This window comes from Sphingobacterium sp. UBA5670 (genome assembly GCF_002420705.1).
In the GTDB taxonomy this organism is placed as follows: Bacteria; Bacteroidota; Bacteroidia; order Sphingobacteriales; family Sphingobacteriaceae; genus Sphingobacterium.
Genome location: NZ_DIIM01000003.1, coordinates 22,354 through 45,228, shown reverse-complemented (window position 1 = coordinate 45,228; position 22,875 = coordinate 22,354). Strand labels below are relative to the sequence as shown.

Sequence of the window (22,875 nt, the reverse complement as noted above, 5' to 3'; positions counted from 1 at the left end):
GATCAAATTATCTTTCCAATTAGAGTTGTGTCGCAGTATAAGTGACTGTTGTACTATAAGCCGATGCGCCCAGATTCAAAAGGGATGACGGATCGGCTATGGTATAATCCACCGTATAACTTGCTCCGGTTGTTGCGGTCGAACCGTTGACCAAAGCCGCTGGGCTTGTACTTAATGGTACATTTGGTACTGGAGTACCTCCATTGGCAGTGGCTGTTGGTACTGTAACTGTTACAATATCTAGATCAGGTCCTCCAGCAGGCGTAAATGCGGCCGTCGCAGCAACAGTAAGATTATACGGTTTATTGCTCACGACCGTAAAATGCCCTGCTTTCTCCACAGTTTTTGATGCGGTATAATCTGCCGCAGTCGTATAGGTAAAATTAACTGTTGGGGTTGCACCTAATGTAATCGAAATAGCATCCGTTAAGTTGATATTTACCGTAACAGGCTGGGAGGTCGCCGACACTTGGGCTTTGGCTTGATGTCCAAAACAGATGGCTGCAAATGCAATGAGGGGTATAAATAGGTTCTTTTTCATAATTTCCTCTATTTTATGGGATTAAACTCTAGTAAAGTTAGTCAGCAACTGTGCTAAATGCAATGCCAAGAAGTCACATGATGATGTTATAAAATTGAGTGAGGTCAAGGAAATTGCTCCTGAAAATTTTCTGGAAACGGCGTATATTTACTGCCAAATGTCTGAGTCCAAAAGAATCTACCAAATTGATCTGTTTCGCTTTATTGCGGCAATTGCAGTGGTATTGTATCATTATCTGTATCGGGGATATGCTGCTGGGAATATGTCCCTTCTACGGTTTGACGGAGTTGGTGAATATGTTAAATATGGCTATCTAGGTGTTGATCTATTTTTTATCATCAGTGGTTTTGTAATTGCCTTTTCCATTAAGCATCTTTCGCTGCGTAAGTTCTGCTACTCCCGCTTTAAGCGTCTATATCCGATGTATTGGATCTGCCTGATGATGACCTTTGTGGTGACCTGTTTTTGGGGAGCCCCACGTTATCATGTTACATTTGTTCAGCTATTGGCCAATTTGACCATGGTGCAAAAACTGTTTGGGCAAGGAGATGTTGATGGCGCCTATTGGTCGCTCTATGTGGAGCTGAAATTCTACCTGATTATAGCTTTGTTCTTGATCCTGAACCGCTTTAAAAAAATAAGCTTGGATTACCTCGTTTATTTTTGGCTGCTGTTGTCCAGTCTACGCTTTTTTGTTGGTCCATCGGAAATTTATGATGCACTTCACGAATTCTTCCTATTGGATTGGAGTGCCTACTTTATTGCAGGAATTGTATTTTGCCAGATTTTTTTGCATGGGCCAAAAATGCAGCATGTTGTCGCCTTACCCTGGTGCTTGTACATTTCTATCGATGCTGCCGTAGGCCGTATTCATTGGCTGGAGCGTACTTTTCACAGTGACTTTTCTCCTTATATTATCGGAGCTGCCATCGCGGTATTTTACCTGCTTATGTTGCTGGTTTCCTGTAAAAAACTCCAGGCGATCAATTCACCTAGATTTGTAAAAATTGGTATGCTGACCTATCCACTGTATTTAGTCCATCAGCATATAGGTTTTATTATTTTTAATCACCTGCACCCATATGTAAACAAATACCTGTTGCTTTCGGCTGTTATAGGTCTTATGCTCGCGATAGCCTATATCCTAAGCGATCGGATCGAGCCGTGGATCATGAAGCATTTTAAATCATAAAAGGCCCGAGGGTAGGAGATGTATTTCTGCTTAGCTGGGTTGTTTTTGACAATCAGGCCGAACTCCTGAATCGTTTACTACACTGCCTTATGGTTAGAAAACAAGATTCCCTTGATAGATAAGTGATTTTACGGGCGATATCCTTGAAATAGCTTCGGCTGAACAGCTCGCGTCCAGGAAAGCAATATCCGCACTATCGCCGATTTTAGGCCATTGCATATTGCCTTTGTCATCCAATGGGATGGGACCAGCGGTAGCAAGTTTGAGCATGCGGGATAGGGCATATTCGGTAGCCTGGCCGTATACCTGCGCCGCAAGATTGGCTTTTTGCAGCACGCTTCCTGTGCCAAATGTATTCCAGTGGTCTACAATACTATCATTGCCTGTCATCACTTTAACCTTGTTTTCCATTAAGGTCGGAATGGGCATAATCAATCCGCCAAATGGGATCGTCGAAACGATGCCAATTTGTGCGGCGCCCAGTTTCTCGGCCATTTCCTGTTGTTTGGCTTTTTCCAGTCGGCCCAATACAAAACAGTGGCTGAGGTAAGTCTTGCCTTTGAGAACAGGGTTCTCGTTTACTTTATTAATGAGGTATTCTACAGTTTTTAGACCTGATTCACCCGATTCATGTAAGTGAATATCAATTCCCTTGTGATGATCTAGTGCCAGCTGAACCGTAAAATCCATTGTTTTTTCAATGGCTCCGTCAATGGAAAAGGGATCGACTCCACCAATAAAATCGATATCGGTTTTAGCCGCTTCCTTGAGATAAGGTACGGTGTCGGTATAGTAGACACCATGCTGCGGGAAAGCCACCAGTTCAGCTCCGAATCCATTTTTCTTGTTTTCCAGTGCCAGTTGCAGATGGCGTAAGGAGTCGAGTTTGGATGTGGGTTCAATATTGACATGGCTGCGAGCAAAAGCAGTTCCTTTGGATTGTAAAAGTTCGATCAGTTTTTCTGCCTTATAAGTCGAGTTTTTTAGCAGCTCCGGCAGAATTTTCTGTTCAAGGGCGATCATCCCCTTTACACCTCCGGGGCCGCGTCTAACGGCCTGCCATTTGTCGCCATAGTAGGTCTTATCCAAATGGATATGCATATCTTTAAAAGAAGGCAACATCAAAAGTCCTTTTGCATCGATCGCATCTGCACTATTGGTATTGGCACTGATATTTTTGATTTTTCCGTTTGCGATCTGAATGGAAAAAAGCCCTGTTTTTGTTGCCGTTACATGGCCATCTCCATCGTACTCAAAACCCGTTTCTAGTAGCACATTTTTCAAGGTGTAGCTTTTCTTCCCTTGATAACCGCTCAAAAGTTCTTGATGAACCGCTCCATGGTCGTTTTTTGCAAATAGCATTTCTGGGAGGAATGTTGCTCCGGCAAGTGCTAAAGCAGAGTTCCTGATAAATTCCTTGCGGGAAAGGGCAGTTGATTTCATTTGATTTCCTATTATGTTATTTTGTGACCGGAATAAAAAGCCTACCAGTCTTTTACAAAGTTACATCGCTAGTGTCCTATTCTTGCTGGGAGATTTCTGCCATTCTTTGTGTGATTTATCTTTTTTTCATTCTTTCAGCGGACTTGATGCTTCGCCCACCTGGAGGTCTTCCCTAAAGTCACTTGGACTTGTGCCGGTCTGCAGTTTAAAGAAATTCGAAAAATAAGCCTGATCTGTAAAACCCAGCTCAAAGGCTATTTCCTTGATGGATCGCTCGGTACTCTGTAACAGACGTTTGGCTTCCGTACTGATCCGTTGGTGAATAAGTTGGGTAGCCGATATTTTTAGGTGCTTTTTGCACAAAATATTGAGGTAGTTGGGCGAAATATGTAGTTTTTCAGCATAAAAAGCCACGAGTTTTTGTTCTCTAAAAAATTCGTCAATGAGCATATTGAACTTCGCCAGGCGCGGAACCGATTGATAGACTTTGAACTCGGTGAAGGCAGACTCTGCCTCCCGACTTACAGTCGCTGCGATGACACCGGCTCGGGCAGTTATTAATGGAATCAGTGAATTTTCTCTTTTTAACTCCTGCTTGACCGATTCAAATTCATAATGCAATTGTGCAAAAGCATCCGCGGTAAGATCAATGACGGGGTGGTTTTGATATGCCATTTGTGCATCTGGCCCGGAAAGAGGACATGAACCTGATGGTCTTTGATGATATGGTCAATTGAATCAATCGTATGGACACCAGAGGCTTTATCAAAGAGATTAATGATAAAAAAATCATGCTTATGTGGTTTTTTGATGAGGCGTTCCCCATGAAGTTCGTTAAATAGGAGTTCTTCGCGTCCTGCAGTCTGTTCTTTGCGGAATCCATCCAGACCAATAACTGGCGCCCAAATTTTTGAATTTCGTTTATCCATAGTAGCTCATATCAATTCGAAAATACGAAATACCCCTGAGTATTCGGTAACAAGCCGCCAAGTTCACCGGTATCCCCAAAGGTTGATCAACACGAAGGGTTAGATTTCCTGAGATTGTAGCAAAAAGGGCCATGAGTTAAAATCTGGAGAATATAGGCTAAAATAAACCTATGTATAATGCGCTATTGTCATTAATTTTATAAATGTCAATTTAACAAGAATAAGAATGCGCTTGCCATTTTTGAATGTGGATTAGAGATGGAAAAACCCTCGGGGAGAGATGATGGGGACACAACATTTTGGCGAATAAAAGATCGTGATATGAAAAGATACAAAATATATATTGCAGCACTTTTTACACTTTTTATCAAAACGATAGATGTGGCTGTGGCTCAGGGGGGAGACCAAATATTGGATGGTATCGGTGAAACGGGGATGGTGGCACGTTATCTCTTTAATGGTGATTTAAAGGACTGGTCGAGGAATGGACTGCATGGCAAGTTTCAGGGCGAAAAAGTTTCGTTTGTTGCAGATAAGCAATTCACCAAGGTACTGTCTCTTGCTGGCGGAAAGGATGATTTTATCGTATTGCCAGCGCAGGCGCTCTCCGATTTAGAATCGATCAGCATAACGGGCTGGCTCTACTTACGTGCAGCTCAGCCGGAGCAGTATCTCTTCGATTTCGGACAGGATATAGCCCGGCATTTTGCTGCGACAGCAACAGGAATGGATCTGAAAAAGGGATACCAGGGGATCATCTCCCAGAAGAAGGGCGAATCGAAAAATGCAGTTTCGCCGGCTGTCCCTTTAAACAGGTGGGTGCATCTGGCTATTGTGGTTGATATAGCTGCGGGTTCTATGCAGACGTATTTAGATGCGGTGCCAGTTGGAGAAGCTAAGGGTATTCCGCAGGAACTGAGCGCAGTTTTCGGACAGACGGGGAGCAAAAGGACTTTGTATATCGGAAAATCCCTGGCGGGAAGCAATTCGAGTTTAAATGCCTTGCTCCATGATTTTCGGATCTATCGTGTGCCGCTGAACCGGAGCCAGATCAGTACGGTATACGGAAATGCGCTGAAAGGTGTGCATGAAGATCGTAGCGCCAAAGGTAAAGCCGAGGACGATCTGCCTAGATTTCCAATGAGTAAAGCGCAGCTTTATAATGCCTATCTGACCAGTGTTGGTGATGTCAACGTAGAAACTGAAGTGGGAGAATTGCCCCGATTGCCTAGCTATGTCATAGGGACTTATAAAGATGGCATGGTAGGCCCGAAAGTACGTGTGCTATGGCCCGCACCTACAGACAATAGTACTGTCTTGCAGCAAACAGCCTACACCATTACCGGACGCGTTCCAGGGACTGATCTGAAACCCAAAGCAATCATCACCGTAAAAGGAAAGACCAAAGCTAAGCTGCCTAGCCTGCAGCTGGAACCCTTTCACCTGGATCAAGTTGCTCTGAATACGGACGTAAAACATCAGCAGACGAAGTTTATTGAAAACCGCAATAAATTCATCGATACATTGGCCAAATCGGATCCCAATTCTTTTCTCTATATGTTTCGCCACGCCTTTGGACAGCCGCAACCACGGGGAGCGCAGCCATTGGACGTGTGGGATAGCCAGGATATCAAGCTGAGAGGCCATGCGACGGGACATTATTTGACTGCCATCGCACAAGCTTATGCCAGCACAGGATACGACAAAGCTCTTCAGGCAAAATTTTTGGGAAAAATGGATACCATGGTCAACGTTCTTTATACCTTGTCCAAATTATCAGGCAGTCCGAGACAGGCAGGGGAAGCGTCTATTGCCGATCCTGCTGCCGTACCTTTTGGTCCCGGAAAATCAGCTTACGATTCTGACCTGAGCGATGAAGGAATCCGTACAGATTATTGGAACTGGGGGGCCGGATTTATCAGTGCTTACCCGCCGGATCAATTTATTATGCTTGAAAATGGCGCAAAGTATGGCGGCCAGAAGAATCAGATCTGGGCTCCTTATTATACCCTGCACAAGATCTTGGCCGGCTTGATGGATGTTTATGAAGTGAGTGGTAATAAAAAAGCATTGGAGATCGCACAGGGAATGGGCAATTGGGTATACGCACGTTTGGATAAAGTTCCGACAGAGACACTCATTAAAATGTGGAATACGTATATCGCGGGTGAATTTGGGGGGATGAACGAAGTGATGGCGAGGTTATATCGGGTGACCGGTAACCAGAACTATTTAAAAACAGCCCGTTTATTTGACAATATCGATATGTTCTACGGTAATGCTGCGCATGTACATGGGCTGGCCAAAAATGTGGATACTTTTAGAGGACTGCATGCCAATCAGCATATCCCTCAAATTGTGGGAAGCATGGAGCTATATCGCGTGTCCAATGAACCGCAATATTATAAAGTAGCGGACAACTTTTGGTATAAGGCTACCAACGACTACATGTATAGCATTGGCGGTGTTGCCGGAGCGAGGAATCCCGCCAATGCCGAATGTTTTATTAGTCAGCCGGCGACCTTATATGAAAATGGATTTTCTGCAGGTGGGCAGAATGAAACCTGTGCGACTTATAACATGCTGAAACTGACGAGTGACTTATTTATGTTTGATCAGCGTGCGGAGCTGATGGATTATTATGAACGTGGATTATACAATCATATCTTAGCTTCGGTTGCAGAAAATAGTCCAGCAAACACGTATCATGTGCCTTTGCGGGCTGGATCCCTGAAGCAGTTTGGAAATGCGGATATGAAAGGTTTTACCTGTTGTAACGGTACGGCGATTGAAAGCAGTACGAAATTGCAGAATACCATCTACTTTAAGAGTAAGGATGATCAGTCGCTGTATGTCAATTTGTATATTCCTTCAACCTTGCACTGGACGGAGCGGGGAATCAGCGTCGAGCAAAAAACAAATTTTCCTAAAGCGGATCATACATCGCTCACCATACAAGGGAATGGCAAATTTGATCTCCATGTTCGGGTACCGAGCTGGGCAACAAAAGGTTTTTTTGTGACGATAAATGGCATAGCGCAAAAAATTACGGCTAAGCCGGGAACTTACCTGACTTTAAGCCGCGACTGGAAAAACGGTGACGTGATCAACTTAAAAATGCCCTTCCAATTTCATCTGGATCCGGTCATGGACCAGCCTAATATTGCAAGTCTATTTTACGGACCGATTTTATTGGCTGCTCAAGAGCCTACAGCAAGAAAAGACTGGCGTAAAGTCACTTTAGATGCAAAGGATATTGGTAAATCGATCAAGGGGAACCCGGAAACGTTGGAATTTTCTATCGATGATGTGCTCTTTAAACCTTTTTATGATACTTATGGACGCCATTCGGTCTATCTGGATGTCAGCTTAAAATAGGATGTCGACAAGCATTCCTAATTCTTTCCTAAATTCAGATTACCTTTGTCATAAACAATTGTATGTATGATATTGTCTACATTTAAAATTGACCGCAAAGGATGTGGATGAATTCTTATGAATAGGAAATAAAGATGAAAGTACTGGTAATTGAAGACGAGGAAGAGTTAAGGGAAATCGTAAAAACCTCTTTGATTAAGGAAGAATATACCGTGGAGACAGCCAGTGATTATGGAGCAGCCCTAGAAAAAGTATCGCTATATGATTATGATTGTATCCTGCTGGATATTATGCTGCCGGGCGGTAACGGTTTACATATCCTGGATCAACTCAAGAGTGAAGGCAAATCTGATAATGTGATCATTATATCTGCAAAGGATTCTTTAGACGATAAGCTAAAGGGACTCGAGCTTGGAGCCGATGATTATTTGACCAAACCTTTTCATATAGCGGAGCTGAATGCACGGATCAAAGCGGTATTGCGTAGGAAACAACGCGACGGTAAGAATACATTGACGATGGGGAACGTTGTTCTGGATCTCAACGAACGCTGCTTGTTTATTGCGCAAGAACTCGTGCCACTAAATAGGAAGGAATTTGATATGCTCAATTACTTTTTATTGAACAAAAATAGACTGGTCAGCAAAAGTGCATTGGCTGAACATGTTTGGGGTGATCATACAGATCAGGCCGATAACCTCGATTTTATCTATTCACAGATTAAAAATTTAAGAAAAAAATTCCTGGCTAGCGATGCGGATGTTGATTTTGAAGCGGTCTATGGAATCGGTTATAAACTTGTCGAAAAATGAGATTAGCCAATCAAACGCTTAAGTATCTCTCCATCTCCGTGCTGGTAGTAATCGCGCTATGGTCAACGGTATTCTATTTATTTATGCTGGAGGTGATCCACGATAATATTGACGAGGAACTCGAAAACCAGAAACGGCTCATTATCCAGGAGTTGTCTACCAATCCCACCGTCGCTCCGGATTTAGAGTTTGGGATAAATAACTATAAGGTTCGCGAGATCTCCGAACAGCAAGCGCTTAACATGCAGCAGGTATATAAGGACACCATGCTGTATATGCAGGACGATGATGATCCGGAACCGGAACTGGAACCTGTTCGAATGCTGACGACAGCATTTGAACATCAGGGACATTACTATGAACTGTCCATCATCAACTCGATGATTGAAGAAAGCGATCTGATCAAGAATCTGTTTTATTCTGTTGTCATCTTGTTTGTATTGCTGGTCGTCAGCATTGTTTCCATCAATAAGATCGTGATCGAACGTTTATGGCGGCCTTTATATTCTTTCCTTGATCAACTGAAGCGATTTCGTCTGGGGAAAACCCAAGAGAAGCCTGCTATGGATACGAAGATTCAGGAATTTAAAGATCTGCAGCTTGCTGTAACAACACTCATCCACCATAATGAAGAAACCTATGAACAGCAAAAACAGTTTATTGGGAATGCTTCGCATGAATTGCAGACACCTTTAGCCATTATGATCAACAAATTGGAAATGATGGTCGAGTCGGAGGAACTGAAACAAGAACAGTCGGAAACGATTGCAGAGGTCTTACATACTGCCGAAAGGCTTGTGCGTCTCAATAAGTCCTTGTTGCTGTTGAGTAAAATTGAGAATAAACAATTCTTGCAGAATGAAAATCTTTCACTCAATGCGCTTGTCCTGAATATGGTGGCGGAGTTTGAAGATATTGCCGAATTTAAACAGGTAGAAATAAACGTTGTCCAGGTGGATCAGCTTCATGTGCACATGGATAGTGCTCTGGCCAATATCGTCGTGTCGAATCTTCTCCGGAATGCTTTATTTCATAATAAAGCGGGCGGCGAGGTGAATATCAGTATTACAGGCAACATGCTGACGGTCACCAACACAAGTGCGCATGCAGCGTTGGATGCCGATCTGGTGTTCTCCCGTTTTTATAAGTCAGATGCAGCCTCTAAAGGTACTGGCTTGGGGCTTGCCATTGTTCAGGCGATCTGTCAACTCTATGGTTTTGTGCTCGTCTATCGTTATGAAAATAATCTGCATAGTTTTCAGCTCAATATGCACCCTTAAACAACAGACTTCTATTGTGCATGTATTCCCAAATCTTTACAGATTCGCTTTTTTACTTTGTGTTATACTAAAAAAAAGAATCATGAACTGTAAATTGATCTGGAGTGCTTTTATGCTAGCGCTCACAACAACAGGAGCTATTGCTCAAGATATATCACAAAGTCAGGTTCCCGCTGTCGTACTGAATAGCTTCCAGCAAAAATTTCCAAAAGCTAAAAAAGTAGATTGGGAATTGAAGGGAAATGTGTATGAAGCTGAGTTTGAAACAGGTTTATTTGGAACAGACCAGGAAGCTTGGTTTCAGCATAATGGAAGACTGTTGCGGTATAAAACTGATATCAACAAGAGAGACCTGCCAAAGAATGTGGTGGACCGGGTGAAAAGAGATTTCCCAGGTTATCGGATTGATGATGCAAAAAGGATTACCGCTGAGCAGAAAGTGAGTTATGCGTTTGAAGTGAAAAGCCCAAAAGAGGAGTGGAAGCTTGTCGTCGATTCGCAAGGAAATATTCTAGAGAAAGTAAGGGATTAGGTTGAAATGCCTGATTATTGATAAACCATCATGATTTCATCGCTACTGGAGCCTGTGAAATCATGATGGTTTTTTTGGTGGATAAACCCAGTATAGAGCGTTAATTAATCTTCGCCCACTTCGGCGTGGAGTTCGAAAGATAGCTTAATCTGATCCTGTCCAGCAAATTTAGTCGCGTAATCCGAGAGATTCCAGTCTGCACGGGTAACTTTAGCCTTCGTTGTTGCATCATTAAATTTACGAAGGATATAGCTGACATTCTTCTCCCCCTCATTGTCTTTTCCAGCGGTAAAATAAGTGATGATTCCTGTAGTCTCTATTGCTCCATTGACAGCAGAACCATCCCCGTAGGTAGTTTCTTTCGTTTGAAAGATGGCACCAGTTCCTGTACTGCTATTGGGATTTAAGACAAACGAACCGCCTGTAAGGAATGCTTTGTAATAATCCGCCGTTGCTTTATTGCTGATGTACTGGCCCTGTACCTCTTTAGAAGAAGCATCAAATTGTTTGAATTCAATTTTATAGATACTTTCTGGGTTGATATGGGCATGGCCACCGGCCAAAGCTGTTCCCTTTTCGTCAAAGCTGATCGAGATGGGCTCGACCTTGTCTTTATCAGCCAGATCATGGAAATGGTCTCCATGGGCTTCTCCGGCCACTTCCGTAAACACAAGTTTGTAAGCAACTTTGGCATCTGAACCTTCTATGGTTAATGGTGATTCAACGGTCGTTGCATTTCCTGCTTTGTCGGTGACTGTAAAATGAAAATGATACGCTCCAGCTGGTGCGTCTGCAGGAACATCAATGTGTTCATGGAATGTCGCATTTTTTACGCCGATATATTTCCCTTCGGTATAGGCTTTTGTAAACTTGTACTGACCACCACCTTCTTGATGAATCTCAATTTCAATTTTAGCAATAAGTGCTTCGGCAACAAGATCACCTTCGAGATGAAGATCTGATCCCGCTTTGACCGTCTTGTTGTTGCCACTGCCGATTTCAAGCGTGCCTATCTGGGGTTTTGCAAGTGCTGGAATGTCTTCGTTATCTTTCTTACAGGAGGATAGGAAACCTAAAAGAATAGTACTTAACAGGAAGAAGAAGCGAATGTTTCTAGTTTTCATGTAAAATGGATTTAAAAATTTAGTTGATAAATATGTTTGGTATTACTCGAGTATACGGATGCTGATTCCCTTTTGAGTGCTCCAGCCAGCTAGATCGGTTACCTGGATCATAAAATGATAGTTACCCGGATCGATATCGGCCGGTACATCGATTTTTAATTCGGCATTATACTGCTGCGGCTGTCCCGGAATATTGACTGTTTTAACCAACACAAAGGGTTTGATGGGCGTTTTAATCGCTTCTACTGTGCATTCGCCAATTTCCGTACTATGCGAATGATGGTCAAAATTGTGGTGGACATCGATGCTATAGCTTCCCAGGGCTACATTGTCGGCCAGTGTGCTGCGGAAAGTGAAGCTTGTGCCCCGTTTAATCGTGCTACATTGTTTGGGGAAAGCAGTGTCGGAATCGATGGCGATGCTCGGTTTTTCAGTGTCAATGCTTTCCTTATCTTTTTTACAGGCGGCAGCCATGACAAATAACACCGCAATCAGTGTATATTTTTGAAGTGCTTTCATATTAAATAGTTTCATTTTTAAATAGTTATTCATTTGTGTATGTTTAATCGGTATTCATGAGCTCGCCCTGCTCGGTTATTCTAACCAAAAGGCACGCCGATCGATAGGATAAAGTTGCGCCCTTGTTCAGGCAATGCGATCAGCCGATAAAAGCTGGTATGATCCATATATTTCTTATCAAAGAGATTCTGAACCTGCAAGCGCAGCTGAAGGACAGATTTTGCAAAGTGGACCTGTGTTCCGGTTCGAAAGTTAAAGACTTGATAAGCAGGTGTGAATTCCTCTGGCGGAACGACATGGTGCTGTGCTGCTGTCCATTTGCAGTCGACGGACAGATAGGTATCCTTAAAATGCCTGCTATTTTTTGCCGTCCAGCTGAGATCCATTAAAATGGAGGGCGCTGGAGAAAAAGGAAGTGTGTAGCCTTTCTTTGCACCGGAGAGCTGCTCCGAACGGACATATTCACCCAATAACTCTACTTTCCATTGTTTTAAAGGCTGGTAGCTTACTTTGAGTTCAGCGCCATAACGGCGTATCCTGCTCTCTGTATATTCAAATATTTGATTGCCGGCCCCGTAGTACTGATCGTAGCGCGATGTAGGATTGAGATAGATATAGTTGGAAAAGTAATTAAAGAATGGCGTCAAGGCCGCAGAGGCTTTTTTAGCACTCCATGTCAATGATAAATCCAGCTGATAGGACTGTTCGGGTGATAATGATCCATTCCCTTTTTCATAACTGAAATAATGATAATTGACACCATTGGCGCCAAGCTCTTGTGCGATAGGAGCGCGGAAGCTCTTGCCTAGATTGATTTTTGTTTCTACAGAACCAAATTGGCGCCCTGCCCCGATAGACCAAACGAGGCTGTTGAAACTGCGGCTGAGCTCGGATGCCCTGACAATTCTTGCTGTCTGGTTGCCTTCTAGTTGCGAATCGAACCAATCTTGATACGATGAAGTATGAATATGGCTGTAATCGTACCGCAATGCGCCATAGAGCGTTGTATGATCATCTAGTAAATATTGATCATAGGCGAATACGCCCATTGCTTTTTGTCTATAGGATGGGATCAGGAAGCTCCATCCGTCAATCCGGTTGTCTTGATAATCCCCATTTGCACCAATGGTCAGGCGGTGTTTCGCTAATGAAAATTGGTCTTTCAGGGTTATACTGTAGATCTGTTTGTCGTACAGTCGCTCCAGATAGATCGGCACGGTCATATCTTGTGGATAGACGGGGGGCATATAGCCATGTGCGGTGTAATTGTTGTATTCCTGCCGGTAGTTTCTTTGGTATCCGAGGTCAATCCATAACTTATGTTTATCCCAGTCGATAAAGCTGCGGTTAATCAGCTTCAGGTGATTGACGGTTTGGCTCGGAAAACCGATGTCGCGGCTAGATTTGTCATACAAAACGGTGTCTACCCCCCGGGGTTCCAAGCCATGCGCATTGGCAAAAAAACCAAGTTTTGTGTGATAATTGCTCAGGTATAGAATGGAAGAAAAACGATCAGACATATAGCCGCTTCGCAGTTGAAAATGCGTTTCTCGCCCTGCAGTATTCCGTACATGACGGTCTTTCAGACGTACGGCATAATTGTAAACATAGACGGTGTCTGTGGGTACTTTGTAGTCCGCATAATCCAAATGTGTGAAGCCCCCGCCAAAAACCCAATTTCCTTTTCTGCCCTGTGCCTGAAAAGATCCGCCATAGGTGGCATTGTTGGATTTTGTCAGTACATTAAAATTGCCTTTAAAGCCATCTTCCTGGAGTTCAATAGGAGGCAATAGGCGGATGACGCCACCTATCGCATCTGATCCATACAGGAATGAGCTTGCTCCCTTGAGTACCTCGGCACTGCCGACGCTGAATTGATCGATTTCCAATCCGTGATCCAATCCCCATTGTTGACCTTCGTGTTTAATGCCATTTTCTACCGTAGCTACACGGTTAAAGCCAAGTCCTCTGATCTGCGGTTTGGACTGATTTGGACCGATGCCGATGGCATTTACGCCGGGTAGGCGACTCAAGGTCTGCATTAAACTTCCGGCCTGATATTTTTGTATGGAATCTGCATTTAAGATATCAATGGATAAGATCCCTTCTGCCGCGCGCTGATAGCGTTTTCCCCCGACTTTTACTTCCTTGAGCTGGATGCTCTTTTCCTGGCCGAAACAAGGGAAAAACATGTATTGTGCTGCGATAAGTGAAAACATGATATACCTATTCATCTGCTGCGGATTCGATTTGTTTAATGTTATTGTTGCAATTGAGTTGCAACAAATATAGATAAAAAGATCTTAAAAGCAATAAGGTTGCGTTTATTTTGATGAAATTGACTTGCATCACCTCATACAGTGGCAGAGTTTTTGTTGTTTTTTTGCGCCTTAAAGGCGATATAAAGCGTATTTTACCAAGTATTACAAACGATTATATATGAAGTTAAGTGAAGAATATTTCAATAAAGTTGCTGAATTGCAATCCACTGAAGATCAATTGACAATTGATCTTTCTCAACGTCTTACACCCGATGTGTGGTTTGATGCTCTGGCTTATTTTGAATGCAATATGCATCAGCCGGCTGCGGCTGAGCTCTACGATGTATTATTTGAAAAAGGAACTGATTTTGCCGCAAATGTATACTTGAATGATGTTGATTATACTTTTTTTATTGATAAAGTCCGAACAATACTGGAGCGCTATGCGACTATAAATTCTGATGCATGGGTGGAGTTGGGTTTGCAGTATATTTTATGTCGTCGAGATGTTGTCGATAAAGAAAAGACTTCCTTTTACTTAAAGAAAGGAACGGATGCAGGCGTTAAATTGGCAAGGCCGCTTTATTTATATTACAACTATCTAGGTGCATTGGCAGATATCGACCGGGATACGGCGAAAGCTGAGCTGGATGCGCTCGCCCTCGGCGGAGATCTCTGGGCAATCGCTTATAATGCCCATCTGGATGTCTGGACGGATAAGTTTGAAGAAGTCTTTGACCGTATTCAGGTACTTAAGCATTCGCCGGATAGAAAATTACTGCGCCATTACTATGAAGCACTGCAGTTTTACTATTCACGTAAAGATAATAAGGCAAAACGTCTGGACATGCTGGAAGAGGGAATCGCTGTGGCAGACTCCCGCTATTGCAGATTTGTACTCAATGAAATAAAACGTGCGGAGGCATCTTCCTTGGGCGAACTGGAACTGCTCATACCGGAATATCAAGAATTATTTGAATATGGTATGATGGACGCTGCGGTGCAGATTGCACTAATCAAACTTCAGAAATTGGGTAGCGATAAACTGGAAAAACAGGATTATGAGGAACCCCTGCAGTATTTCCAGAAAGCTTATGATTATAATAACAATTATGCGGGCTATCGTCTTGCCTGTCTGTATCTCTATCATGATAGGCTGCAGGATGTCGAACGGGGACTGTCGCTGCTGTACCTGCTCGACGAAAAATATGATTATGTGGAAGCACAGGTTGAACTTGCTGAAATCCTACTGGAAGGCAGATTTCTCCCAAAGGATGAAAAATCTGCCTTCCAGAGATTCACGGTAATGGCAGAAAAAAATATAGCTTACGCCAAACTGCGTTTAGGTAATCTGATTGAATCTGGCTACGATGGAATAGCTCCTGATTATAAAACCGCATTTGCCTATTATCAAGATGCTGCAAAGGATAAATTGCCACAAGCTTTATATCAAGTTGGGCGATACCTAAAATATGGAATTCATGGTGAGGAACCTGATCTGGCAGCTGCATTGCCCTATTTTGAAGAAGCGGCGTCTTATAACAATGCGACTGCGCTTACGGAAATGGGCTTGGCCAGTGAATTAAAAGCTGAACCCGATTATAAATCAGCGTTCGATTATTTCTCGCGTGCGGCAGATCTGGGCTATCCTTATGCCTATTATCTGAAAGGTATTTATTTGGCAAATGACTATCACCAGTCTGGTGCTCCTGAACCATTGGCCGCGTTTACGGCGTTTGAAACCGGGGCTGGAATGCAGGAGGTCAATTGTATGTATGAACTGGCGCGATGTTATCGTGGCGGAATCGGCACGGACATAAATCTGGACAAAATGGTGGCTTTATATCAGCAGGCTGCCGATCGAAACCATGTGCAGGCTTTGACGGATCTTGCGCTCTGTTATGAATATGGCTATGGACTAAACATCGATACTTTTAAAGCACAGGATTATGTCAAAAAAGCCGCTGACCTCGGTTTTCCTTATGCGATTTGCGTATTGGGGAGATATTATCTGAACGGGCTGGTGCATAAGGATGTGCCCCTGGGTCTCCAGTTGTTGGAGCAGGCAGCGGAAAAAAACATTGGTGAAGCGCTGTTGCTGCTTGGAGACTATTTTTTCTTCGACTATGATCAGCGGGAAGAATATGACAAAGGCTTTGATTACTATACGCGTGCCGAAAAACTGGGATCGCTGTCAGAGGGCTTGGGCATGTGTTATGAGTTTGGTATCGGAGTGGAGGTACAGCCCGCCAAAGCATTCGGGTATTATCAACAAGCCGCAGCGCAAGGAAATCAGCAAGCAATCTACCGATTGGGCAGATGTTATTATTTTGGAATAGGAACAGAGATCGATAAAACGGTTGCTTATGAGCACTTTATTGAAATCGCACAACAAGGAAATCCTTATGCTTGTTACTTTGTTGGCGTGCAATTGCTGGACGGAGAAGGTATACCGATGGATCTTCAGGACGGTGTCGAATGGATGATGAAGGCCGCTGATGCCGATCATGCTGAAGCACAATTTAAGCTGGCCAACTGTTATCTCATGGGGGATGGGGTAGAGGAAAATGAAGATCTGGCCCTGGAATGGTTCGAAAGAGCGGCCGACAATGGACATGAAGAAGCTATTCGATTGACAAAGAAAACGAGAACGTAAGAATAACATGCAAGAAGAAAAATCTTATTCATTTCAGGTAAATCTGAAAGGGATGATCGCACTGCTCTCGGAGCACCTTTATAGCGATCCCAATACATTTGTGCGCGAGCTTCTTCAAAATGGGGTGGATGCAATTACAGCCTTAAAACACCTGGATGAACAGCATCAAGGCAAAATAACGATAGAGTTACCAAGCGCTGAGCAGTCGAAGTTTATATTCAAAGATAATGGAATAGGACTTAAGGAGGCCGACATCCACCAATTTCTGTCGATTATTGGGGAGAGTTCGAAAAGCAAGGATATTAAGGATGCGAAGGACTTTATTGGTAAGTTCGGCATTGGGCTGCTCTCTTGTTTTGTGGTAAGCGATGAGATTATCGTGGAAACAAAATCGGCACTTGAACAGCTACCCTTGCGCTGGACGGCAAGAGCGGAAGGGGACTATAGAATTGAGCGCCTGAACGAAGATATTCCCGTCGGAACACGGGTTATCCTTACGCCCAAAAAGCAATATAACTATATTTTTGAAGCGGACTATTTTGAGAAAAAAATCAAATTTTATGGAGACGCACTGAGAGAGTCCATTGCAATAGTGGTAGGAGATACCGAAAAGATCGTTCATAAAGAAGAGCCCAAATGGCTTTCGTCATCAGTTTCAAAAACAGATCTGCTAGCTATAGGAAAAGAACTTTTTCATGTCAGCTTTTTGGATGCAATTCCATTTGAGACTACTGCGGGTAAGGCAAAAGGCGTGTTGTATATTTTACCTTTCCGCACGCAATTTAGCAATAAACAGCGTCACCGCATTTACCTGAAACGGATGTTCCTCGCTGAAGAAGATCAGTCTATCTTACCTAATTGGGCGTTTTTTGTGCGGATGCTTGTTAATACGGAGGAGCTTAGTGCCACGGCATCACGTGAGTCTCTCATGAAAAATGATGTACTGCGGCTGGCGCGAAAAGAAATTGCAGCTGTGTTGAAAACTTACCTGCAACAGGTGAAGAAGATTGATTTTGATATTTATTTGCGCATTATTCAGACACATTATCTGCATCTAAAAGCTTTCGCGCTCGAAGATCCGGACTTCCTGGACATCTTTTTGGCCGATATCCCTTTTGAAACCAACCGTGGACAACGCAGCTTTCAAAATATCATCGATCATCAACAACAGCTCTATTATTGTGCGGATTTTGAGGACTTCAAGCAGATTGACCGCATGGCTGATACGCAGGGGATGCTTCTTGTCAATGCTTCCTATACCTTTGATACGGAATTGCTCCGTAAGATCAAACAGCGATATTCCGAATATAACATTGCAGAGATGTCGCCAAATCAGCTTCTGGGAACATTTCAGCCTGTACATGAAGACGAGCATGATCAATTTGTTTCTTTTAAGAAAGATGTGCAGCACATTTTGGACGACTACAACTGCCAGTTGGAAATCAGACGGTTTAAACCAGTCGATACGCCGGCTATTTTTACTAAAATGGACCAAAATAATGTGCAGAATACGATTAGCCAATTGAAGGAAAATGCAAATCCTTTTGCCCAGGTACTGAAGACAGCTAGGCCGAATAAGATCCAGAATACTTTATGCTTAAATGCAGACAATGCACTTATCATCACGCTGATGGATATTAAAGATGCCTATATGCTTCGTTCAGTCATGGAAGTGCTTTATGTGCAAGCGCTGATTTTGGGCAAATACCCTATACAGGAGCGTGAAATGAAGGTCATGAACGATGCCCTGAAAAACCTTATTGTAATGGGACTGGATAATTTTGTGAATCTTTAAGATAGTTGAAGATTTTCTCCTGCCGAGGAGCTTATTAATAAAGGATATATAATTCATTAAAAGTAGAGAATAAATAGATGTATACACTTAAAATTCAGAAACTTCGCAATCAGGTCGCGCGAGTAGACAATACGTTGGAGAAAGTCAATCTATTGACACAGGCTATTCGGATTGCAGATGAAAATCAAGATATTGAATGGGGATATGACCTTCGTCTAGATTTAATCAGCGAAGAGATTGATCTCGCTTTTTCAACGGAATCTTTACCAGCTTTTGCTTGGATATTGCAGGCTTATGACGAAAACCCGGAGCTCTTTAACGAAGAAGATTTCTTGTGGCAATACAAATGGATGATGTCCGAATTATATGATAATCCTGCTGTCAGCCGTGAACAGATCCAAGCCGCTTTGCGTGATTTTGAACAACGCTTGATCCGTAATGGTTACGGTAAGCGGGCCATATACAATGAGGAGTTAAGCGACGCCTTGGCACAAAAAGATCTCGCGGCTATCGAGCAGGCACTGAAAAATGTAAATGCTTTGCAAAGAGATGATATGAGCGACTGTGAAGCCTGTGAAATGGACGCAGAAGTAGCAGCAATTCTATTGCAGCAAGGATATGCCCCTGCGGTTGAGAAAGCATTGCCGCTAATTGAAGGGCAATTTACCTGTGCACATGTGCCTTTGCGTACGGCCGTAAATCTTGCTTATGAAGGTTACAAGCATGGCGATGTTGAACAGGCAAATAGCATGGCTGAGCTGGCAGAAAAGGAGGTGTTTAAAAAAGAAAAGGATTCTGCGATCCTAATATCGGTTATTAAATTGGCGACTTATTTCTCCTATACCGATCTGGGTAAGGCCAAAGAATGGATCGAACGGTTTTTACCTTGGGCTGATGGTCCCGAAAATAGGTCCATGTTTCAATTGGCGTGCTACATCTGTGAAGCGATGAAAAATTTTGCTCCGCATGAATCTTTTGTGCTTGAGCTCGGCAATCAGCATAACCTTTTCCAAGGGAAAAACAGCTATACAGCAAGTGAACTGGCTGAACATTATGGGAAATTAGCGGATCAACTGGCAGATCGTTTTGATCAACGCAATGGCAACAGTAATTTCCGTAAACAAGTAAACTTCGCATAGGTTAAATAAACTGCGGAAATCCCTGAATTCCGTGATGAAATCTCGTTGTTTTGTAGGCTATCTTTGTGTAAATGAGTGGTAAACAATAATACATAACGATAAAATAGATCAACAATGATTAAACAAATGATTACAGGTATGTTGACCGCAGCGGTTTTGACCATGTCAAGTTGTGGTTCGGGAGAAAAAGATCCAGCAACATACAACAACTCGATTATTACGGTAATTAATGGGAGTGAGCAACATATTACGGATATGAATGCGGCGATGAATGGTTCCGATTATGCGAAAGCGGAAGAGGTTCGGACAGCATGGGATAAGTCCTTAGACGAGGATATTAAAAAAGTAGAAGATCTGGGTGATTTTAAAGGCGATGCGACATTCCAAAAAGCTGTGCTCGATGGTCTGAAAGGGTATAAAAAGATTGTTACGGAAGATTATCCGAAATTGATTGAGATCCGTAAAAATAAAACACCTGATGCAGCGGCAGAATCGACTCTGCTGGATAATATCAACAAAGCATTTGAAAATATGAGCAATGGTGTCAATAAAGCATCGTCAGCATTTGAAAGTAAATATAAAAGTTAAAGCTATTGCTTGAGCAATCTGGTAAGCCACATCACTTTTAGGTGATGTGGCTTTATTTTTTACTTTTATATGGTGCGCTTACTGGTGCTTGGGAAATCAGGAGGAATTTAGGTAGATGTGCTAAACATGGTAAGAAACCACGTTGTAGACCAAAAATGCTAACAAAAGTTAAAACTCCATGTGTTATGGTTGGATTTCATATTTTTATGTAGTTTTACACAAAGCTTGGATGGGGAATGCCAAGTAGATAATGAATACAGTCAACTTAGGTTAATACAAAAGTTATTGACAAATACATGTTTCCAATGAAAGCCATATCAATTTTAGCTGTTTTAATTTTTTCTTCCTGCGTAGGCCTATCGATCAGAGCCAAAGCACAGGAAGTTGCAAAAAATTTAGATTACGTAGTTCTTATGAACGCAGATACCCTTTATGGAAAGATCTCTTCTATTAAGGATCGCAAACTGAAATTTGAGAATCAACAGAAAGAAAAGGTAATTTTTGAGCCCGGCGATGTATATCGGGCATATTGGCAATCCAAAAAGAAGGTGTATGCACCCTCTTACGTGGAAGACGGATTAGAAGTTGTGCCTGGAACTTCTCCAAAAATGTATAGAATTCAGAAAGGACTCAGTCAGGAACCTACTTTTGCTGAAGTGCTGGCTGATGGAGAGATTATTGCGTATTATGTTTCAGAGACAAAAGTCAGTGGGGGAGCTGGTATGGCTATTGGTGGCGGCGCAGGTACAATGGGCAGCATTATGGTCAATAAGTATAAACATGCGTATGCGTTGAAAAAAACAACTGGAGAAGTCATTGAAATAAATAGCAATCATAATGGGTTATTTAGCGGTGTGAAAAAGAAAAGACCAATTACTTTTGGTAAACTGATTAATGACGAACCGGAATTATTTGCTGAGTTTGAAAATGAAAAGAAGTATGATTATGATCTTTTTATTAAATACATCATGCGATATAACGAATTACAAAAGGCGAAGAGCGCTCCGGAATCAAAAGAGCGATTGTTTATTTATTAATATTTTAACCACTGAGCTGCACTTAAAACGAATTTATGATATTTATCATCTTTATTGTATTGACCATTGTCGCGGCCTACGGCTTTTGGATGTTATTTGAAAAAGCAGGGCGTAAAGGCTGGGAGGGGGTTGTCCCCATCTATAGTCAGTGGGTCCAATCGAAAATATTGGGCAAGAAGACTTGGCATCTCATCCTATTGATTGTGCCAATCGTTAATGTTTTTGTGTTTTATAACCTTTATCTTGATTTTATTCATTGTTTTGGAAAAAGGAGATTCTGGGAGAACTGTGCCGCTGTATTGGTCCCATTTATTGTTTTGCCACTTTGGGGTAAAGATAAAAACGTTAAATTTTTGAATGGGCTGTATACGAAAAATTTAAAAACAGCTATGGCAGGGGAAACTCAGCTGAACGAAGAGACTAAACGAACAGTTTTAAGAGAATCCTACGACGAATATAAAATTAAATACCCCTATAAAAAATCGATGGTAAGGGAATGGGCCGATGCGATCGTTTTTGCAACTGTTGCTGCAACTTTGATTCGCGGCTTTTTACTGGAGGCATTTATGATTCCTTCAGGGTCCATGCAACAGTCTCTCCTCATTGGTGATTATCTTTTTGTCAGTAAACTGAATTATGGCCCCCGTATCCCCAATACACCTATTGCATTTCCTTTTGCGCACCACACGATGCCATTGATAGGAGGAAAGGCATTTTCTGAACTGATTAAAATTCCTTATAAACGATTGCCCGGTTTTCAAGAGATAAAAAGAAACGATGTTATTGTCTTCAATGCACCCGCAGGCGATACTGTCGCTGTGGAAAATCAAGATATACCTTATTACGATCTGGTTCGAATGATGGGCCGCGAAGCCGTTCATCAACAATTTACGATCCAGACACGCCCAGTAGACAAGAGGGAACATTTAATTAAGCGATGTGTGGGCATGCCCGGAGATAAAATCAGTATGAATGCGGGGGTATTGTTTGTGAACGATCAACCGGGTTTTGTAGCTCCGGAAAGCCAGATGGATTATACTGTAATAACAGATGAAGCTGGTCTCGACGAACGTCGCCTGAAAGATATGGGGATAGAAGTCGCCCCAATTCAGCCTGGGGTGTATACAATCTTCTTGACGGAAAAACAGTTTGAAATGGTGAAATCCTGGTCTAATGTCAAATCCATGCAGATGAACCTGGAAAAACCGGGAGTGGCCAAACCGAATACTTTTCCAAATGATCCCCAGTACACATGGAATTACGATAATTTTGGTCCCTTTGTTATTCCAAAGAAAGGAATGACTGTGCCATTAAACGCACAGACCTTACCGCTCTATGGCCGTGCAATTCAGGTCTATGAGCATAACAGCCTCGAGAAGAAAGCCGACGGATTATATCTAAATGGCCGCAAAGCAGATTCTTACACCTTTAAAATGGATTATTACTGGATGATGGGAGATAATAGACACAACTCACTCGATGCCAGGGACTGGGGATTCGTTCCTGAGGACCATATCGTCGGAAAAGCATTATTTACCTGGATGAGTTGGAATACAGATGGCAATGGACTTTCTAAAATACGCTGGAATAGGATTTTCAAAGGTATCCATTAACAGGCAAAGAACACCAAAACAAAAAAGGGGAAATGA

Annotated in this window: 18 protein-coding genes; 11 read left to right on the top strand and 7 right to left on the bottom strand. The window is 42.6% G+C overall.

Annotated elements, in window-relative coordinates; translation table 11 throughout:
* Positions 1 to 19: 19 nt before the first annotated feature.
* Positions 20 to 541 (bottom strand): hypothetical protein, encoded by a 522-nt coding sequence (locus B3C94_RS03060; RefSeq protein ID WP_293898798.1) that lies wholly within the window; start codon positions 539 to 541, stop codon positions 20 to 22.
* Between the two features lie 94 nt (positions 542 to 635).
* Between B3C94_RS03060 and B3C94_RS03055 the strand changes: the two genes are divergently transcribed.
* The gene (locus B3C94_RS03055) at positions 636 to 1,733 is read left to right on the top strand and encodes an acyltransferase family protein (RefSeq protein ID WP_293898795.1); all 1,098 of its coding nucleotides are present in this window, start codon (positions 636 to 638) and stop codon (positions 1,731 to 1,733) included.
* A 93-nt stretch (positions 1,734 to 1,826) separates the two neighbouring features.
* Here the strand turns inward: B3C94_RS03055 and B3C94_RS03050 are convergent, their stop codons facing one another.
* From B3C94_RS03050 to B3C94_RS03040, 3 genes are all read right to left on the bottom strand, one after another.
* On the bottom strand, positions 1,827 to 3,176 hold the full coding sequence (locus B3C94_RS03050) for an amidohydrolase (RefSeq protein ID WP_293898793.1): 1,350 nt from the start codon (positions 3,174 to 3,176) through the stop codon (positions 1,827 to 1,829).
* Between the two features lie 126 nt (positions 3,177 to 3,302).
* Positions 3,303 to 3,851, bottom strand: coding sequence for a helix-turn-helix domain-containing protein (locus B3C94_RS03045; protein ID WP_293898791.1), 549 nt, complete (start codon positions 3,849 to 3,851; stop codon positions 3,303 to 3,305).
* On the bottom strand, positions 3,761 to 4,105 hold the full coding sequence (locus B3C94_RS03040; RefSeq protein WP_293898788.1) for a hypothetical protein: 345 nt from the start codon (positions 4,103 to 4,105) through the stop codon (positions 3,761 to 3,763). The genes B3C94_RS03045 and B3C94_RS03040 overlap by 91 nt, the downstream gene beginning before the upstream one ends.
* 321 nt (positions 4,106 to 4,426) lie before the next feature.
* Between B3C94_RS03040 and B3C94_RS03035 the strand changes: the two genes are divergently transcribed.
* The 4 genes from B3C94_RS03035 (at position 4,427) to B3C94_RS03020 (ending at position 10,107) form a co-directional block, all read left to right on the top strand.
* Positions 4,427 to 7,483, top strand: coding sequence for a beta-L-arabinofuranosidase domain-containing protein (locus B3C94_RS03035; protein ID WP_293898785.1), 3,057 nt, complete (start codon positions 4,427 to 4,429; stop codon positions 7,481 to 7,483).
* A 134-nt stretch (positions 7,484 to 7,617) separates the two neighbouring features.
* Positions 7,618 to 8,295: a response regulator transcription factor gene (locus tag B3C94_RS03030; protein ID WP_293898782.1), complete on the top strand. Its 678-nt coding sequence runs from the start codon at positions 7,618 to 7,620 to the stop codon at positions 8,293 to 8,295.
* Positions 8,292 to 9,575 (top strand): sensor histidine kinase, encoded by a 1,284-nt coding sequence (locus B3C94_RS03025; RefSeq protein WP_293898779.1) that lies wholly within the window; start codon positions 8,292 to 8,294, stop codon positions 9,573 to 9,575. The genes B3C94_RS03030 and B3C94_RS03025 overlap by 4 nt, the downstream gene beginning before the upstream one ends.
* An 82-nt stretch (positions 9,576 to 9,657) precedes the next feature.
* Positions 9,658 to 10,107 (top strand): PepSY-like domain-containing protein, encoded by a 450-nt coding sequence (locus tag B3C94_RS03020; RefSeq protein WP_293898776.1) that lies wholly within the window; start codon positions 9,658 to 9,660, stop codon positions 10,105 to 10,107.
* Positions 10,108 to 10,211: 104 nt separating this feature from the next.
* On the opposite strand, the gene B3C94_RS03015 is transcribed toward B3C94_RS03020, so the two are convergent.
* From B3C94_RS03015 to B3C94_RS03005, 3 genes are read right to left on the bottom strand one after another with little or no spacing between them, the layout of a single operon-like run.
* The gene (locus B3C94_RS03015) at positions 10,212 to 11,231 is read right to left on the bottom strand and encodes a DUF4625 domain-containing protein (protein WP_293898774.1); all 1,020 of its coding nucleotides are present in this window, start codon (positions 11,229 to 11,231) and stop codon (positions 10,212 to 10,214) included.
* A 42-nt stretch (positions 11,232 to 11,273) separates the two neighbouring features.
* Positions 11,274 to 11,783, bottom strand: coding sequence for a DUF4625 domain-containing protein (locus B3C94_RS03010; protein WP_293898771.1), 510 nt, complete (start codon positions 11,781 to 11,783; stop codon positions 11,274 to 11,276).
* 47 nt (positions 11,784 to 11,830) lie between these two features.
* A complete protein-coding gene (locus B3C94_RS03005; protein ID WP_293898768.1) occupies positions 11,831 to 13,984 on the bottom strand; it encodes a TonB-dependent receptor in 2,154 nt (717 codons plus the stop codon).
* A gap of 205 nt (positions 13,985 to 14,189) precedes the next feature.
* On the opposite strand from B3C94_RS03005, the gene B3C94_RS03000 reads away from it, so the two are divergent.
* The 6 genes from B3C94_RS03000 (at position 14,190) to lepB (ending at position 22,839) form a co-directional block, all read left to right on the top strand.
* The gene (locus B3C94_RS03000) at positions 14,190 to 16,667 is read left to right on the top strand and encodes a tetratricopeptide repeat protein (RefSeq protein ID WP_293898765.1); all 2,478 of its coding nucleotides are present in this window, start codon (positions 14,190 to 14,192) and stop codon (positions 16,665 to 16,667) included.
* 7 nt (positions 16,668 to 16,674) lie between these two features.
* On the top strand, positions 16,675 to 18,462 hold the full coding sequence (locus B3C94_RS02995) for an HSP90 family protein (RefSeq protein WP_293898762.1): 1,788 nt from the start codon (positions 16,675 to 16,677) through the stop codon (positions 18,460 to 18,462).
* A gap of 77 nt (positions 18,463 to 18,539) precedes the next feature.
* Positions 18,540 to 19,601 carry a hypothetical protein gene (locus B3C94_RS02990; RefSeq protein WP_293898759.1) on the top strand — a complete coding sequence of 354 codons (1,062 nt, stop codon included), beginning with the start codon at positions 18,540 to 18,542 and terminating at the stop codon, positions 19,599 to 19,601.
* Between the two features lie 114 nt (positions 19,602 to 19,715).
* Positions 19,716 to 20,189, top strand: a complete 474-nt coding sequence (locus tag B3C94_RS02985) for an LIC11966 family surface protein (RefSeq protein WP_293898756.1) — start codon at positions 19,716 to 19,718, stop codon at positions 20,187 to 20,189.
* A gap of 305 nt (positions 20,190 to 20,494) precedes the next feature.
* Positions 20,495 to 21,226 carry a hypothetical protein gene (locus tag B3C94_RS02980; protein WP_293898753.1) on the top strand — a complete coding sequence of 244 codons (732 nt, stop codon included), beginning with the start codon at positions 20,495 to 20,497 and terminating at the stop codon, positions 21,224 to 21,226.
* Positions 21,227 to 21,261: 35 nt separating this feature from the next.
* Positions 21,262 to 22,839 carry a signal peptidase I gene (gene lepB / locus B3C94_RS02975; protein WP_293898750.1) on the top strand — a complete coding sequence of 526 codons (1,578 nt, stop codon included), beginning with the start codon at positions 21,262 to 21,264 and terminating at the stop codon, positions 22,837 to 22,839.
* Positions 22,840 to 22,875: the final 36 nt, after the last annotated feature.

Excerpts from the sequence above, each read along its gene's own strand:
- B3C94_RS03060 (WP_293898798.1), bottom strand. The coding sequence starts at position 541 with ATGAAAAAGAACCTATTTATACCCCTCATTGCATTTGCAGCCATCTGT.
- B3C94_RS03050 (WP_293898793.1), bottom strand. The coding sequence starts at position 3,176 with ATGAAATCAACTGCCCTTTCCCGCAAGGAATTTATCAGGAACTCTGCT.
- B3C94_RS03045 (WP_293898791.1), bottom strand. The coding sequence starts at position 3,851 with ATGGCATATCAAAACCACCCCGTCATTGATCTTACCGCGGATGCTTTT.
- B3C94_RS03040 (WP_293898788.1), bottom strand. The coding sequence starts at position 4,105 with ATGGATAAACGAAATTCAAAAATTTGGGCGCCAGTTATTGGTCTGGAT.
- B3C94_RS03035 (WP_293898785.1), top strand. The coding sequence starts at position 4,427 with ATGAAAAGATACAAAATATATATTGCAGCACTTTTTACACTTTTTATC.
- B3C94_RS03030 (WP_293898782.1), top strand. The coding sequence starts at position 7,618 with ATGAAAGTACTGGTAATTGAAGACGAGGAAGAGTTAAGGGAAATCGTA.
- B3C94_RS03025 (WP_293898779.1), top strand. The coding sequence starts at position 8,292 with ATGAGATTAGCCAATCAAACGCTTAAGTATCTCTCCATCTCCGTGCTG.
- B3C94_RS03020 (WP_293898776.1), top strand. The coding sequence starts at position 9,658 with ATGAACTGTAAATTGATCTGGAGTGCTTTTATGCTAGCGCTCACAACA.
- B3C94_RS03015 (WP_293898774.1), bottom strand. The coding sequence starts at position 11,231 with ATGAAAACTAGAAACATTCGCTTCTTCTTCCTGTTAAGTACTATTCTT.
- B3C94_RS03010 (WP_293898771.1), bottom strand. The coding sequence starts at position 11,783 with ATGAATAACTATTTAAAAATGAAACTATTTAATATGAAAGCACTTCAA.
- B3C94_RS03005 (WP_293898768.1), bottom strand. The coding sequence starts at position 13,984 with ATGAATAGGTATATCATGTTTTCACTTATCGCAGCACAATACATGTTT.
- B3C94_RS03000 (WP_293898765.1), top strand. The coding sequence starts at position 14,190 with ATGAAGTTAAGTGAAGAATATTTCAATAAAGTTGCTGAATTGCAATCC.
- B3C94_RS02995 (WP_293898762.1), top strand. The coding sequence starts at position 16,675 with ATGCAAGAAGAAAAATCTTATTCATTTCAGGTAAATCTGAAAGGGATG.
- B3C94_RS02990 (WP_293898759.1), top strand. The coding sequence starts at position 18,540 with ATGTATACACTTAAAATTCAGAAACTTCGCAATCAGGTCGCGCGAGTA.
- B3C94_RS02985 (WP_293898756.1), top strand. The coding sequence starts at position 19,716 with ATGATTAAACAAATGATTACAGGTATGTTGACCGCAGCGGTTTTGACC.
- B3C94_RS02980 (WP_293898753.1), top strand. The coding sequence starts at position 20,495 with ATGAAAGCCATATCAATTTTAGCTGTTTTAATTTTTTCTTCCTGCGTA.
- lepB (WP_293898750.1), top strand. The coding sequence starts at position 21,262 with ATGATATTTATCATCTTTATTGTATTGACCATTGTCGCGGCCTACGGC.